Consider the following 15724-nt stretch of genomic DNA (forward strand, 5'->3'; position numbering starts at 1 on the left):
TATTGAATAAATTTAGAATAGATGTTATTGTATTTTTTATAATAAAATTATTAGAGGTAAAAATGAATAAAAAAGTAAAATATATTATTTTTATTATTTCTGTATTAATTTTTATTTCAGGATGTAAAAACAATGCTACAAATCCCAGCACTTTTGAAGAAATAGGAAAATATAGAGGAACTTGGGTTGCAGACAAGTGTGAGGCTATTGATTTTAATACTGATAAATGGATTGAGAAAGAATATCCAATATCTATTGAAATAAATAATGATACTGATGTATTAATTATGAATGTTCCTGTTGATTCCGTTAAATATTTAAAAGATACTATTGATACTTTTGATTTATATGTTTCAGTCGACAAAGCACCGCTATTACCGCCCCCTGAAATAACTGGTACAGTTTCTGAAGTTTATTATAGAATGGCATTCAATAGTTACAATTCAGCTACAATGGTTATGATTATAAAAACTACGGATAATATTAATTCTTCCATTTTTAGCTTGATAAGATGTTCATTAAAAAAATAAGTTAATATTTTATTATATGTAAAAAAACCTGCTCTATATATGAGCAGGTTTTTTATTATTATAAAAATTGTAAAATCAGTCTGACAATTACAATCTTATTTTATTGTTTTTTGATATTTTTTTCATCTTCCTCAGTAATTACTTTATCTATGAAATATTCTCTATCTTGTAAATTGAATCTTTGATATTTAATTGAAGAGTTCAAATTAGCTGCTTTCTTTATAGTAAGCTCTTCAACATTTGCTTTATCAGCAATTACTGCTGCTGCCAAATTTTGTCCTTGATTTTCAGAATTATTTATTACAACAGAAAGTCCAGTTTTTCCTAATGGTCTTGTTTCTAATCTACCGCTGGTTGTTATTTGAGGATTATCAGCAGTACTATAAACTACTAATGACTTAGGCAATAATGGTATTTTTCCATTTATATTAAATTTTGGATCAGTTGGATCTATAGCAGATAGCTTTAGTCCTGGAACAACTCCATTGTTTATATCTGCTATCCAATCAAGCAATACAGTATCCATATCATTTGCAAAACCATGTTTTGATAAAACATTCATAAGTCTTTGTTCGCTTGTTGGTGCAGAAGGAGAATGTGCTATTTCTTTATAAATTTCCTGCTTTCCGCCTGTTTTACTATCAAGCCATTTCATAAATATTGATGAAGAACCGTAACTCATCAATATATTTCCATATCCTCCAACTGGGACTGTTCCTTGAGGAGTACCGTCAGTATATACTAAATTCCAAGTGTAAAAAGAATAATAAGTAGATGTGTTAAAAATATATTCTCTTTCTTTAGCAATAGGTTCTGAAAATATAAGAGAAGTAGATTCTGAAAGTGCTTCATTAAGCCATATATCCATTGATTTGCCTTGCATTAGATTGTTATAAGCGTTAATTAAATGCTGTAATTCATGCATCATAATACCCAATGTTATATCAGAAACAGGAAGATTAACATGTAAATATTCTCCAGGTTCTCCGTTCTTACCATTAATTAAATCAGATGGCTGAAAATATCCTCCCAGTCCTGTTGTAGTTACATTTGTATTAATATCAGCCATTAAAAATATTACTTTTCCATTTCCGTCAATATCAGGAATTTCTCCATATATTTCTATTTCTCTAGGCAGGTAATTTTCAAATTTTCTTAAAAAAGATATTACACCAGCTTTTGTGATGCCTTTATCAATCTGACTTTCTTCTACATAGATAATTGCATTTGCTGATTCAGCTATCTTTTTAAATGCTCCTTCTTTAGCTATCATACTTTGATCTTTGTTATCCTTTATACTATAAGTATATGTTTTTATTATCGTATTATTAGGATCATAATATGTTATATCACTTACAGAAGGTGCTGTAACTTTATTACCGCATGAAATAATAAACATAAAAATAATGAATAAAAATATATGACTTTTCTTCATAAGTTATTCCTTATAATTTTTGATTTAAGTAAATAATAATATTATTTGCTTAATAGTAATTTTTTTTACATATTATTACAATATGAAATTATCTAATATCTTATAAAATTAATTTTTTATTAATATTGAATAAATTTAGAATAGATGTTATTGTATTTTTTATAATAAAATTATTAGAGGTAAAAATGAATAAAAAAGTAAAATATATTATTTTTATTATTTCTGTATTAATTTTTATTTTAGGATGTAAAAACAATGCTACAAATCCCAGCACTTTTGAAGAATTAGGAAAATATAGAGGAACTTGGGTTGCCGATAATGTTTATATGCTGGATCTTTCGAATGATCAATTTTTACAGTCAGGAAATGGAATGACTATTAAAATAAATAGCGATACGGATACAGTAATTGATAATATTGTTCCTATTTCAATTAGGCATTTACCTGATACAGTTGATAGTTATTATTTATATATTTCGACTGATGATGTTCCTCCTCAGTATTTATCAAAGATTACTGCGGAAGGTGGACAAGTTAATGGAGCTTATTATAAACTGGAATTTACTAGTCATAATTCACTCAAAATATATATGATTCTTCAATGTAGAGCAGGATTAAACCCTTTTAATTTAGTAATACAAAAAGCTGACTTAAGAAGTAATTAATAATTTTGATGTATATACAAAATAACCTGCCCTATATATGAGCAGGTTATTTTGTTTATAAACCATTACAATCTTATTTTATTGTTTTTTGATATTTTTTTCATCTTCTTCAGTAATTACTTTATCTATGAAATATCCTCTGTTTTGTAAATTGAATCTTTGATATTTAATTGAAGAGTTCAAGTTAGCTGCTTTCTTTATAGTAAGATTTTCAACATCTGCTGTCTCAGCAATTCCTTCATATGATTCTTGATTTACAGAAGTATTTATTACTGCAGAAAGTCCTGTTTGTCCTAATGGTCTTGTTAATAATTTACCGCCGCTTGTTATTTGAGGATTATCAGCAGTGCTATAAAGTACTATTGACCTAGGCAATAAAGGTATGCTTCCATTTATATTAAATTTTTGATCATCTGGATCTATAGCGGATAGCTTTATGCCTGGAATATCTCCATTGTTTATACCTTCTATCCAATTAAGCAAAACATCATTCATATCATTTCCAAGATTATATTTTGATAAAACACTCATAAGTCTTTCTTCGTCTGTTAATGAAGGATCAGAATGTGCTATTTCTTTATAAATTTCCTGCTTTCCGCCTGTTTTTAAATCAATCCATTTCATAAACATTAATGAAGAAGCGTAACTAATAAATATATTATCGTCTCCTCCAACTGAGACTGTTCCTTCAGGAGTGTTGTCAGTATATAATAACTTCCAAGTGTAAAAAGAATAATAAGTAGATGTGTTAAAAATATCCTCTCTTTCTCCAATTAGAGGTTCTGAAAATATAAGAGAAGTAGATTCTGAAAGTGCTTCATTAAGCCATATATCCATTGCTTTGCCTTGCATTAGATTGTTATAAGCGTTAATTAAATGCTGTAATTCATGCATCATAGTACCTACTGTGTCATTATTAGTAGGAACATTAACATGTAAATATTCTCCGCGTACTCCTTCCTTACCGAAGATTAAATCAGACTGATAAAAATATCCTGCCATTGCTGTTGTAGCTTCATTTGTATTAATGTTAGCCATTAAAAATATTACTTTTCCATTTCCGTCAAAATCAGGAATTTCTCCATATATTTCTATTTCTCTAGGCAGGTATTTTTCAAATTCTCTTAAAAAAGATATTACACCCTCTTTTGTGATGCCTTTATCAACATAACTTTCTTCTACATAAATAATCGCATTTGCTGATTCAGCTATCTTTTTAAATGCTCCTTCAGCACCTACAAAAGTACCAGTTATGCCATCATAAAGATTATAAGGATATGTTTTTATTATCGTGTTATTAGGGTCATAATATGTTATATCACCTATGACTTCTCCTGAATTTGAAGGCTGTGTAATTGTATTGCCACATGAAATAATAAACATAAAATTAATGAATAGAAATATATAACTTTTCTTCATAAGTTATTCCTTGTAATTTTTAATTTAAGTAAAAAATAATATTATTTATTTAATAGTAATTTTTTTTACTTATTATTACAATATGAAATTATCTAATATATTATAAAATAAAATTAATTTTTTATTAATATTGAATAAATTTATAATAGATGTTATTGTATCTTTAATACTAAAATTAGAGGAAAAAAATGAATAAAAAATTGAAATATATTATTTTTATTATTTCTTTATTAATTTTTATTTCAGGCTGTAAAAATAATGCTACAAGTCCTAGTACTATTTATGGTATAGGAAAATATAGAGGAACTTGGTTTGCAGATAATTTTGATATGCTGGATCTTTTTAGGAATCAATGGGTACAGTCAGAAACTGGAATGACTATTAAAATAAATAGCGATACTGATATGGTAATCAATAATATTGTGCCTACTTCAATTAAGCATTTACCTGATACAGTTGATACTTACCATCTATATATTTCGACTGCTGATGTTCCTCCTGAGTATCCATCAAGCCAAATTGTTAAAGCTTATTATAAACTGGAATTTACTAGTTATAATTCAGTCAAAGTAACTATGGTTATTCAATTTATAATGGATGGAAACTCTATTAATATGGCAATACAAAAAGCTGAATTAAAAAAGTAACTAATAATTTTGATGTATATATAAAAAAAACTACTCTTAATATATGAGCAGGTTTTTTATTTGTAATAAAAATTGTAGATTACCAAATTTTTATAATAGCTTTATATTGTTTGATAAAATAAGTTTAATTAATTTATGTAGTTATGCAGTTTGATATATAAAAAATTGATAATATTTAAAGTGATAAACGAGCAGCGTATAACTTTAGTTGTCAGCTATTAAAAAATAAAAAATCTAGCGTCTATCAGCTTTAGCTGATAGAGGTTTTAAAGCGAGATTTTTTATATATAATAAGAAGTTTATAGCTAGCAATAATAAAAAAATCAGACTATTATAATTACTTATAACAGCCTGATTATTTTATGTTTTTAATTAATTATTATTTATTTTATTCTGTAATTACTATGTCAGTAAAATAATCCTTTTTGAACATAGTTAATTCACTTACATTATTATTTCTAACAGCTGTTCTAGTAAGTGAAATAGGTACTATATCGCTTGCAGAAGTAAATCCTGCAGATGCATTTTTTCTAGTATTTAATACAATATAATTACCATTTCCCAAATCTTCTTTTCTAATGTTAGAATCAGTTATCTTATCACTATCTTGCTTACTGCATACTATTAATGCTTTAGGGAGCAGCTGAGTTTGTCCGTTTATTAAGAATTCTTCATAAGATTTACTTGATGCTAAATCTGATATATTAGGAGCATTGGAAATATCTTTAATATCGCCGTTATTTATACCTTTTATCCAATTAATAAGCAAAGTATCCATATCATTGCCTAAACTAGGAGCTAATGTTTTTACAGAATCTAGAAGTATTTGTTCACTGTCAGTTAGGCTAGAAGATGCTATTTTTTTGTATATTTCCTGATTATTTCCTGTTTTAGCATCAACCCATTTCATAAACATTGATACAGGGGCATAACTTGCTGCATACATAGGCTTTGTAAATATATCATTATTTTTAGAATATTGAAAGTACCAAGAGTAGAAAGAATAATAAGGAGTGTCATTAAATGCTTTAGCTCTCATATTAACCATTTCCTTATCAAACATATGAGATGTAGATTCTGAAAGTGCTTCATCAAGCCAAATATCCATTGCTTTATTTTTTTTAATACCATTTACATATTTGTTAATTAAATGCTGTAATTCATGCATCATAATGCCAATTCCATAATCTATATTATTACCGACATCTATATGTAGATATTCTCCAGCTATACCGCCTTTTCCTATAGATAAGTCCAACGGATTAAAATATCCTCCTGTACTAAAGCTTCCTCCTGCTGTATTAGTATTAAGATTAGCCATTAAAAATATTATTTTACCATTTCCATCAAAATCTGAAGGCTGTCCGTATATTTCAACTTCTCTAGGATAATATTCTTCAAATTTTGTTATAAATGATAAAATCTTATCTTTTGTTATAGTATTAATTCCTTGCTCCAAATAAATAATTGCATTTTTAGATACAGCTAGTTTTTTAAATGTATTTTTCACAAATATATTTTGACCTGTTACATTATCTATTCTAAAGAAAGGGTATTCTTTAGTTTCTGCAGTAGCAGGGTCATAATAAGTTATACCATTAATTATTTCTGATATTGGTTCTGAAGGAGATGTAGTAGGTTTATTACAAGAAATAATAAACATAAGAATAGCGAATAAAAATATATAAATATTCTTCATATTTATTCCTTTAATTTTTTTATTAATTTTTATAAAATAATGATAAAATATCTGATGTTAATATACAATATGAAGTTTTCAGATTTATTATAAAAATAAAATTTAATTGATTTTATTTATTAATAAAGTTATAATTAACTAGTTATGATTCAGTAAAAAATTGGAGTTATAAAATGAATAAGAAATTGCTGTCAATAATTATGGTTATTTCATCATTATTTTTTATTTTAAGCTGTAAAAATAATGTTAATAATCCTAATGTATATTTTCAGGATCAGCCTATAACAAGTTATTCTGGAACATGGAAAGGGGATATTTATGATACATTATATAATGAACAGCCTCTTTTTTTAGCAACAATTATTATAAATGATGACGGTTCAATTAATTATGATGGAGATATTGTAGCAAAAGAAGATATAATCTCTAAAGGCAATAATACTTTTGAATTTATTTTATATGATAATTTAACCTTAGGTAATCAAATTGTTGCTTTAAGGTATGTAAATACATTAAAAATTACTGATAATTACACTATGAATTGCTTTGGAACAATTGATATGAAATCAGGAGTCAGTGAAGAAGTTTGGGATACTTTTATGAATACATCAGGAACTTTACAAAAACAGCAATAAATATTAATTGATTTTACAGGTATTTATACAGTATGTTTATATTTAAAAATATAAAAATTAATAAAAACTTCTTTTTATTATTGTTATTTTAGCATTTTCTGATATAGCAAGATATAGGCGGAAAATATGTATGAAATTGGACGTTTAATCTGATCTCTATATAAATTAGAGAGGTTTTTTATAATATAAAGTTTGTAATTATTAAAAAATTTTAATAAAATAAAATTTTTTTTTATTGATAAAAATATAATTAATGTTAATCTTATTATAAAAAATTGTAATTTAATTAATAAGATTCTAGAGATAAATACTTATAGATTAATGATAATAGCAATAAATTTATTTTACAATATTTTTTATATTAATACAGGAGAAAAAAATGAATAAAAAACTATTTTCAACACTTTTTATTATTGTTATTTTAGCATCTTTTTCTGCTATAGGATGTAAAAATCCAAATACAGACCCAACTCCTACAGGTACAGATATAGGAGAAAAGTATGCCGGCACTTGGTATCTTAATGCTACAATGAAAGTGGAGTTTGGCAATCCGGCACCTCAAAATGCTGATCAGATTATTGCAGAATTTGCCCCACAACTTGATGGTACAGCAGTTAAAAATGATCAAATTATTATAAATGACGATGGAAGCATTAAGGATAGTGCAGGGGATATCATACAAAAAACAGATATAGTAAAAGAAGGTGATAAATATATTGTAAAATTAAAAAATGATTACCCTAATTTGCCACAAGATATTTTTCCTGAAGCAGGTATGGAAATTACTTTTAATGCAGACGGAGCAGGTACTGTGGCAACATACCTTGTAATGAACCTCAATAATAATTATTATAATTTTTATTTATTTAAGGATGGAAAATTAACTAAAAATCCTGTTCAGTAATTAGTTAAAATTAATTTAATTACTATAAAATATAACCTGCTTTATAAATATATAAAGCAGGTTTTTTATTTATAATAAATTATTATGTTCAATTACTTTTTTATAATATCTTTTTCTGTAATTACTCTGTCAATAAAATAATTATCTTTGAATATAGTTGATTCAGTTATATTATTGTATCTTGAATTTGGAACTGCTGCTTTAGTAAGTGAAATAGATACTATATCACTTTCAGCAGAATATCCAGCATATTGATTTTGGCTGGTATTTAATACTATATAATTACCGTTTTTTAAATCTTCTTTTATAATTTTAGTATCATTTATTTTATTAGCATCTTCAGCTGTACATATTATTAATGCTTTAGGAAGCAGAAGAGTTTTTCCATTTTTTAAAAATAGATTATAATAATTGTCTGATGTAGATGCAAAATTCTTAATACTAAGTCCAGGAACTTCACCATTATTTATACCTTTTATCCAATCAATAAGCAAAGTATTCATATCAGTGCCTAAACTAGGATTTAATTCTTGTGCACATTGTATAACTCTTTGTTCTCCGTCTTTTATATGAGAAGAATGTGCTATTTTTTTGTATATTTCCTGATTTCCGCCTGTTTTAATATCAAGCCATTTCATAAACATTGATGCAGGGCCATAACTTGCAAAATCCATAGGTGTTCCAAATATATTAGCATCACTGCCATCTATTGGATATTTAAAGTACCAAGAGTAGAAAGAATAATATGGAACTTTATCAAGTGATTTAAGTCTTGAATCACTAATCTCTTTAGAAAATATATGAGATGTAGATTCTGCAAGACCTTCATCAAGCCAAACATCCATTTCTTTTCCAGTATTAAAATAATTTACATTGAAATTAATTAAATGCTGTAATTCATGCATCATAACTCCAAGTATGTAATCTTCATTAGCCACACTAGGATCTACATGCAAATATTCTCCTTTTACACCGCCTTTCCCACGTGTCAAATCAGAACCATAAAAATATCCTCCAATACCAGGTTTTTCTTTTGTTTGGTTAGTATTAAGATTACCCATTAAAAATATTATTTTGCCGTTTAGATCAAGATCTGAAGGATTTCCATATATTTCAACTTCTTTACTATAATATTCTTCAAATTGCTTGACAAAAGACATTATAGTATCTCTTGTCATTTTATTATAGCCTTTTTCTAAATAAATAATTGCATTTTGTGATTCAGCTACTTTATTGAAAGTACTTTTTGCATCTATCCAAGCACCTGTAATGACATCAGATTTTAAAAACGGGTATTCTTTAGTTTCTGCATGAGAAAGGTCATAATATGTTATACCATCTATATTTTCTGAAGGCCCTGTAATTTTATTACCGCATGAAATAATGAACATGAAGATAATGAATAAAAATATATAAGTTTTTTTCATAGATATTCCTTAATAATTTTATTTTAATAAATGATAAATTATAAAGACTGCAATAACAATATGAATTTTTCAAAAAAGAATCATAACAATATAATAAATTATTTCTTTTTATTAGTAAGTGCGAGTATTAGAATATGCACAACTGATTTATCTACTTCAGGTATTCTCAAAGCCTGTGATATATTATAAGGCTTATACTGTTTCAATTTATTAATAGCATCAATTTTTACGCTTTTTAAAGTAGAGTAGTCAAAATCTTCAGGTATAAGCATATTTTCGTATTTTTCTATATCTCTTATTTCATTTAAATATCTTGCAATATAGCCTTCATACTTAATAGCGATTTCTGCATTCTCCAAAACATTTTTATTATAATCGCCGTCTATCAAATGTTTAATCATATCAATACCGCATTCCGGACGCTTTATTATAGAAGCTAAACTCATAGTACGGTACTCTTTAGCTTCTTTTGTGAATCCTAAATCTTCTGTTTCTTTTTGAGTGAGTGTGCGTTTATTTAAATATTCCACAAGTATTTGAGTTTTCTGTTTTTTATCTCTTACCTTTTCAAGTCTTTCTTTGCTTGCAAGCCCTATATTATAAGAAAGCTCTGTTAATCTTTCATCGGCATTGTCTTGTCTTAAAAGCATTCTATGTTCTGCCTGTGAAGTAAACATTCTATGAGGTTCTTTAGTTCCTTTAGTAGTTAAATCATCAATTAAAACTCCGATATATCCGTCACTTCTTTTTAATATGAATGGAGCTTCTTTTTTTATTTTTAAGCTTGCATTTATTCCTGCCATAAGTCCCTGACATGCAGCTTCTTCGTATCCGCTTGTGCCGTTAATTTGTCCTGCCAAAAATAAGCCCTCAATTTTTTTAGTTTCAAGTGTAGGTTTTAATTCTATAGGGTTCACATAATCATATTCTACTGCATAGGCTGGTTTTAATATTCTTACTTCCTCAAGTCCTTTCAATGATCTTATCATTTTTATTTGAACTTCTTCCGGTAAGCTTGAAGAAAATCCGTTTATATAAACTTCATTAGTTCTGTAGCTCTCTCTCTCTAAATGTAATTGATGTCTTGGTTTGTCTGCAAATCTTACAACCTTATCCTCTATGCTTGGGCAGTATCTTGGACCTATGCCTGTTATAACTCCGCTGTACATTGGGGACAAATGTATATTATCCTGAATTATTTTATGAATATTAGCGTCTGTATAAGTTATATAGCAAGGCTCTTGAACTATATCAATTTTTTCATCTAAAAAAGAGAATGGAGTTATTTCATCATCGCCTTTTTGCATTTCCAATATATCAAAGTTAATAGAATAATAATCTACTCTTGCAGGTGTTCCTGTTTTTAATCTTCCAACCTCAAGTCCTAAACTTCTCAAACTATCAGATAATCCTATTGCTGGTAATTCTCCGATTCTTCCGGCTTGTTTTTGATACTTCCCTATATGAATAAGTCCATTTAAAAATGTTCCTGTTGTGAGTATAACTGCTTGGCATTCGTACTCTCTTCCTCTTTCTGTTCTTATTCCTTTAAGTACATTATTTTCTACAATTATTTCCGTTACTATATCCTGATGAAGTGTGAGATTATTCTCGGCATACAATGTTTTAGCAGCTTCTTCTTTATATGCGTATTTATCTGCCTGAGCTCTTGGTGCCCATACAGCTTTGCCTTTACTTCGGTTAAGCATTCTAAACTGCATCATGGTTTTATCTATTAATTTTCCCATCTCGCCGCCTAGTGCATCAATCTCTTTAACTATTGTACCTTTGGCTACTCCTCCTATAGAAGGGTTGCATGACATTTGTCCTATAGTATCCAAGTTAATAGATATGATCAAAGTTTTCATTCCTAGTCTTGCAGATGAAAGTGCTGCTTCTATTCCGGCATGTCCTGCACCTACTACTATAACATCGTATTTATTATTATTCATATATAATATTCTCATTTAAAAATTAAATTTTTATTAAAAAGATAATATATTAAAAACTTTTTATTGTCAAAGGAATATTTTTAAATACTAGTTTAAAAATTTTATTTAATATTGAAATTATATAACCGCACGTAGAGTAAAGTTTTAAATATGAATAATATTTAAATTACAATTATAATAATAAATAAAAAACAGTTAACCGTGCGTTGAGTAGATTTAAAATCTAATAAAATCTAGGGTGGGTTCTAATAAATTCTAATTTAGCAATAAATATAATTAATATTAAAATTCAAAATATAGCTTTAAAACATAAAGGGCGGGGTATGTAATTAAAATTTAGAAAATTAATTACATTTGCCCACCCTTTAGGTTAATAACTTTTATCTGTAATTATAGTTTTATATTTTCTTTTTGCTTATTTAGAATTTATAGCTGCCCATCCAAGTTTTTTTAAATTTATAGTGTTCTCACCGCACGCAAAATAATATTTTAAATATAAGATACTTTTGAATTATAATGTTAATAATAAATTAAAATCAGCTCACCGTGCGTTGAATGAATTTTATAAAAATAAAGGCTTCACCCTTATAAAGTAAAGCCTAATATTTATTAATATTTTATTCTCAATTATTTTATATTTGTATTCTAATAATTATTCATCTTTATTAAATTCCAAATCTTTAAGCTCTCTTAATTTTGGAAGATCATCTAAACTATTTATACCGAAATGCATTAAGAACTTATCAGTAGTGCCGTAAGTTTGTCTTTTGTCTAAATAATCCTTTCTTCCTTTCCAAGCAATGAAGCCGTCTTCCATTAAAGCTCTTAAATGATAACCGCTGTCGCTTTGTCTTATATCATCAATTTCAGCTTTAGTTAAAGGCTGTTTATATGCTATTATAGAAAGAGTTTGAAGCATAGCTTTTGATATTTTTTTCTTTCTCTTTTTGTCATATATTGCCGATAAAGTACCAAATGTAGAAGGTATTATAGTCATAAGTATAGAATCTCCTACTTCAAGTATCTCTATAGCACTTTTAGCATTTCTATATCTATTATTGATATTTTCTATATGAGTTCTTATATCAGAATTTTCGCATTTGAAAAGAGTTCTTAATCTGCTTATTGGAACATTGCCCTCAACATATATGATAGCTTCCATAATTTTTTCAAGCTCTTCTTCATTTGCAAGTATAGAATCGTCTATCTCTAAAGCGTTTTTATTTTCAGTATTTACTGCCTGAGTATCTGCATTATTTTCAGAATTCTTTTCTGAAATTTCATTCTCCAAAAGAGCACCGTTTGTTTCAATCATTTCATCCATAATATTTATATCCCTAAAAAATAACTTCCTTTTTATTTTTTAATATAAGCAGATTATAGCATATTAAAAACTTTTTTCAATCGTTTAGACATAATTTTGTGTATATATTTTTATGGGAATATAAATTTATTTTTTAATTAATTATAGAAGATATGTCTTTTAATATTTCATCATAATTTACATCAGGGAATATATCTTTTAATTCATTTTTATTTATATCTTTTTTATGTATAGGATTATAATTGGAGTTTTTTGAAAATTTTATTATATAATCAGTTTTTGTAATTGATACTATATCATGAGAAGATAGTATAATAATTTTATTTTTTTTATTGGCTTCTAAATAATGAAAAAGTTTTACTTTGTTTTGAAAATCTAAGGAACTATCAGGCTCATCTAAAAGAATGATATTTGTATTTTTGCATAATGTCTTAGCTAAAAATACTAAAGCTCTTTCGCCTCCGGATAAGTTTTCAACATTTCTATTTTGTAAATGCAGTATGTTCAAAGACTCCATCACTTCCAAAGATTTAGTCCTTATTTTTTTCTCATCTGAAAATATGCCATATTCTTTATGTCCCATCATCACTACTTCAATTGCTCTAAAAGGAAAATTCACATTTAAAAACTGAGGCATAAAGGCTATATCATTAAATATTACTTCTTTGGAAAGAGTTTTATTATTGACATTTATAATTCCGCTTCTTTTTACACTGCTGTCCATTATGAGAGATTTTATAAATGTACTTTTTCCGCTTCCATTAGCTCCTAAAAGTATATATATTCCATTTTCATTTATACTAAGCTCATCTAATTGCAGAACTTTTTTGTTTTTATATTCTAAAATCAAATCTTTACAATATATCATATAATAATCTCTTTATAAATTATTAATCATATTTACTTCTTCTAAATAAAAATACAAATAAAAATATTGCTCCGAATAATGAAGTAGCAACAGATATAGGAAGTTCACCGGCAATTCTTCCGCCGAACAGAGGCATCTTTATTATAGACCTTATAACTAAATCACATAATAATAAAAGTATTGCACCGCCGAATGCAGAATTGATTAGCAATTTTGAAGAAGCTGAAGTTTTCCATATTATTCTTGAAAGATGAGGTACACCCAATCCCACCCAGCTTATTATTCCTGTGGCAAGTACAGACATAGACATTAATATTGAAACTACAAAAAGTAATTGAATCCTAAAAACTCTAATATCCTTTACCTTATCATAAGCATGAAGCTCTCCCAATGTTAGAGCATCTATCTTTGATGACTGCATTAAAAAGAAAAATAGTGCTATTATAAATACAGCTAATAATATTAATGTGTATCTTATATTAGTATTTCCTAAACTGCCCATAAGCCAAAAAGTTATTTCTCTAAGTTTACCAATTTCTGCGGCCACTTTTAATATAGAAAGCCCTGAAGAAAATACTGAATTAATTACTATACCCATAAAAAGCAATTTTAATACAGATGAACTTCTGAATGAAAAAAACATAGGTATTAGTACGGCTATAAAAGTAAATAATGGTGCTATTAAAAATATAGGCAATGAGAATACTATAGCGAAAGCAGCCCCGAATGCTGAACCTGATGATATGCCTAAGAAATAAGGATCAACCAATGGATTTTGAAAACATGATTGGCATATAACTCCGCATACTCCAAGTATGGCTCCGCTTGATACCGCTAAAAGTATTCTTGGAAGCCTTACATTGAGTATTGCTATTGCTTTATTAATATCTTCCGTTTTATTAAAAAATATATTGATTATTTCTAAAGGCGAAATATCCCATGAACCTATAAATATAGATAATATAAATAATATTACTAGTATAGATGATAATATTATTAATGATTTATTTTTCATATTTTTAATTCTTTATTTGTTCAAAAAATGGTTCTAATTTATGAAGTACAATAAGTTTATCAGTTTCTTCTATACCGAATATGTCTGACATGTAATTATCATATACTTCTCTAATATTAACATTGTCAGGCATGTAGTATATATAGCTAAATAGAAGAAGCTGTACAGGAAGTAATAATTTAGGATCTGACCACCATAAAATCTGTCCCATACTATATACTCTATTATTTTTTACTGCATTAATATTTTGAAATACTGCATTTTTTGTATATGTTTCTACAGCTTTTGAATATTGAGGAGAATCTATCATTGCTATGATGTCAGGATTCATTTCCAATATTTCTTCAGCACCGAGAATAGGCATTTCTGATTTTTCATAAGCATTGCTGATGCCTAATATTGATGTTGTATATGCTGCTCCGCCATAATCTTTTCCATGAACATATCCTGCTCCTGTTTCTGAATCTGTAAGTCCCAAGAAAAGCATTTTATCTGTATCATTATCTTTTTTGAATGATGAAGCTAAATCAACATATTCTTGAAGTTTTTTTATAAGTTCTTCTGATTTGTCTTCAGCATTAACAACTTTTGATATTATTCTTATATTATCATAGTAAGAGTTTAAATTTGTTGCTATAGTATGATCATTCAATATTATCACTGGTATTTTAAATTCATTTTCTATTCTATTAATTAATTCCTGATGATAACTGTTTTCAGATAAAGAACCATAAGGCACTATTATAATAGCATCGGGAGAAACCTCCAATATTTTTTCAAAATTATAACTGCCGTATCCTGCCCATCCTACATTTGGAATTGATAATATATTTGTTACTATATAAAAGTTATCGGATCTATCTGTATTATATGGTCCTGACTGAGGATATACTCCACCTGTAGCTGCTAATAAATCATCTTTTCCCAATGCTTTTAAAGTTTGAGGTATGAAGCCTCTATCTATTGATATTATTTTTTTTATGTCTTTTTTTAAAGTTACTTTTCTTCCAAAAGCATCTGTAACAGTTATAGTATCTGCTGAATTATTTTTATTATTTGCATCTTTGGTATTATTACATGAAATAAAAGATAAAGCTGTAAATAATATAAGCAATAAGTATTTTTTCATTTTTTATGCTCCTATTTTTTATTATTGCTAATAAAAATTGTTCGCTGCCTATGGCAAAGGTTATGTCAAGTAAAC

14 protein-coding genes are annotated in these 15724 nt (G+C 27.1%); 5 read left to right on the forward strand and 9 right to left on the reverse strand.

The genetic code is table 11. The features are described 5' to 3' along the window. The first annotated feature begins 62 nt into the window (after nucleotides 1–62). On the forward strand, nucleotides 63–530 hold the full coding sequence (locus BINT_RS00935) for a hypothetical protein (RefSeq protein ID WP_041177133.1): 468 nt from the start codon (nucleotides 63–65) through the stop codon (nucleotides 528–530). A 100-nt stretch (nucleotides 531–630) separates the two neighbouring features. Here BINT_RS00935 and BINT_RS00940 read toward each other — a convergent pair whose 3' ends face one another. Next, the gene (locus tag BINT_RS00940; RefSeq protein WP_014486681.1) at nucleotides 631–1965 is read right to left on the reverse strand and encodes a hypothetical protein; all 1335 of its coding nucleotides are present in this window, start codon (nucleotides 1963–1965) and stop codon (nucleotides 631–633) included. Between the two features lie 185 nt (nucleotides 1966–2150). Here BINT_RS00940 and BINT_RS00945 point away from each other — a divergent pair, with 185 nt between their 5' ends. After that, nucleotides 2151–2630 (forward strand): hypothetical protein, encoded by a 480-nt coding sequence (locus tag BINT_RS00945; RefSeq protein ID WP_041177134.1) that lies wholly within the window; start codon nucleotides 2151–2153, stop codon nucleotides 2628–2630. 78 nt (nucleotides 2631–2708) lie between these two features. Here BINT_RS00945 and BINT_RS00950 read toward each other — a convergent pair whose 3' ends face one another. Further along, nucleotides 2709–4049 carry a hypothetical protein gene (locus BINT_RS00950; RefSeq protein ID WP_041177135.1) on the reverse strand — a complete coding sequence of 447 codons (1341 nt, stop codon included), beginning with the start codon at nucleotides 4047–4049 and terminating at the stop codon, nucleotides 2709–2711. A gap of 188 nt (nucleotides 4050–4237) precedes the next feature. Between BINT_RS00950 and BINT_RS00955 the strand changes: the two genes are divergently transcribed. Further along, nucleotides 4238–4696: a hypothetical protein gene (locus BINT_RS00955; RefSeq protein WP_014486684.1), complete on the forward strand. Its 459-nt coding sequence runs from the start codon at nucleotides 4238–4240 to the stop codon at nucleotides 4694–4696. Nucleotides 4697–5084: 388 nt separating this feature from the next. On the opposite strand, the gene BINT_RS00960 is transcribed toward BINT_RS00955, so the two are convergent. Further along, on the reverse strand, nucleotides 5085–6395 hold the full coding sequence (locus BINT_RS00960; protein WP_014486685.1) for a hypothetical protein: 1311 nt from the start codon (nucleotides 6393–6395) through the stop codon (nucleotides 5085–5087). Between the two features lie 173 nt (nucleotides 6396–6568). Between BINT_RS00960 and BINT_RS00965 the strand changes: the two genes are divergently transcribed. Next, nucleotides 6569–7030 carry a hypothetical protein gene (locus tag BINT_RS00965; RefSeq protein ID WP_041177136.1) on the forward strand — a complete coding sequence of 154 codons (462 nt, stop codon included), beginning with the start codon at nucleotides 6569–6571 and terminating at the stop codon, nucleotides 7028–7030. A gap of 379 nt (nucleotides 7031–7409) precedes the next feature. Continuing rightward, a complete protein-coding gene (locus BINT_RS00970; RefSeq protein ID WP_014486687.1) occupies nucleotides 7410–7934 on the forward strand; it encodes a hypothetical protein in 525 nt (174 codons plus the stop codon). A 92-nt stretch (nucleotides 7935–8026) separates the two neighbouring features. On the opposite strand, the gene BINT_RS00975 is transcribed toward BINT_RS00970, so the two are convergent. The 6 genes from BINT_RS00975 to BINT_RS01000 form a co-directional block, all read right to left on the reverse strand. Then, nucleotides 8027–9361 carry a hypothetical protein gene (locus tag BINT_RS00975; protein WP_041177137.1) on the reverse strand — a complete coding sequence of 445 codons (1335 nt, stop codon included), beginning with the start codon at nucleotides 9359–9361 and terminating at the stop codon, nucleotides 8027–8029. A gap of 98 nt (nucleotides 9362–9459) precedes the next feature. Then, complete coding sequence (gene mnmG / locus BINT_RS00980; protein ID WP_041177138.1) at nucleotides 9460–11313, reverse strand: tRNA uridine-5-carboxymethylaminomethyl(34) synthesis enzyme MnmG; 1854 nt, start codon at nucleotides 11311–11313, stop codon at nucleotides 9460–9462. 652 nt (nucleotides 11314–11965) lie between these two features. Then, nucleotides 11966–12637, reverse strand: coding sequence for an SMC-Scp complex subunit ScpB (gene scpB / locus BINT_RS00985; RefSeq protein ID WP_014486690.1), 672 nt, complete (start codon nucleotides 12635–12637; stop codon nucleotides 11966–11968). A 133-nt stretch (nucleotides 12638–12770) separates the two neighbouring features. Next, the gene (locus BINT_RS00990) at nucleotides 12771–13505 is read right to left on the reverse strand and encodes an ATP-binding cassette domain-containing protein (protein WP_014486691.1); all 735 of its coding nucleotides are present in this window, start codon (nucleotides 13503–13505) and stop codon (nucleotides 12771–12773) included. Nucleotides 13506–13527: 22 nt separating this feature from the next. Continuing rightward, the gene (locus BINT_RS00995) at nucleotides 13528–14520 is read right to left on the reverse strand and encodes a FecCD family ABC transporter permease (protein ID WP_014486692.1); all 993 of its coding nucleotides are present in this window, start codon (nucleotides 14518–14520) and stop codon (nucleotides 13528–13530) included. Between the two features lie 4 nt (nucleotides 14521–14524). Next, nucleotides 14525–15649, reverse strand: a complete 1125-nt coding sequence (locus BINT_RS01000; protein ID WP_014486693.1) for an ABC transporter substrate-binding protein — start codon at nucleotides 15647–15649, stop codon at nucleotides 14525–14527. Between the last annotated feature and the right edge of the window lie 75 nt (nucleotides 15650–15724).

This window comes from Brachyspira intermedia PWS/A, assembly GCF_000223215.1.
In the GTDB taxonomy this organism is placed as follows: Bacteria; Spirochaetota; Brachyspiria; order Brachyspirales; family Brachyspiraceae; genus Brachyspira; species Brachyspira intermedia.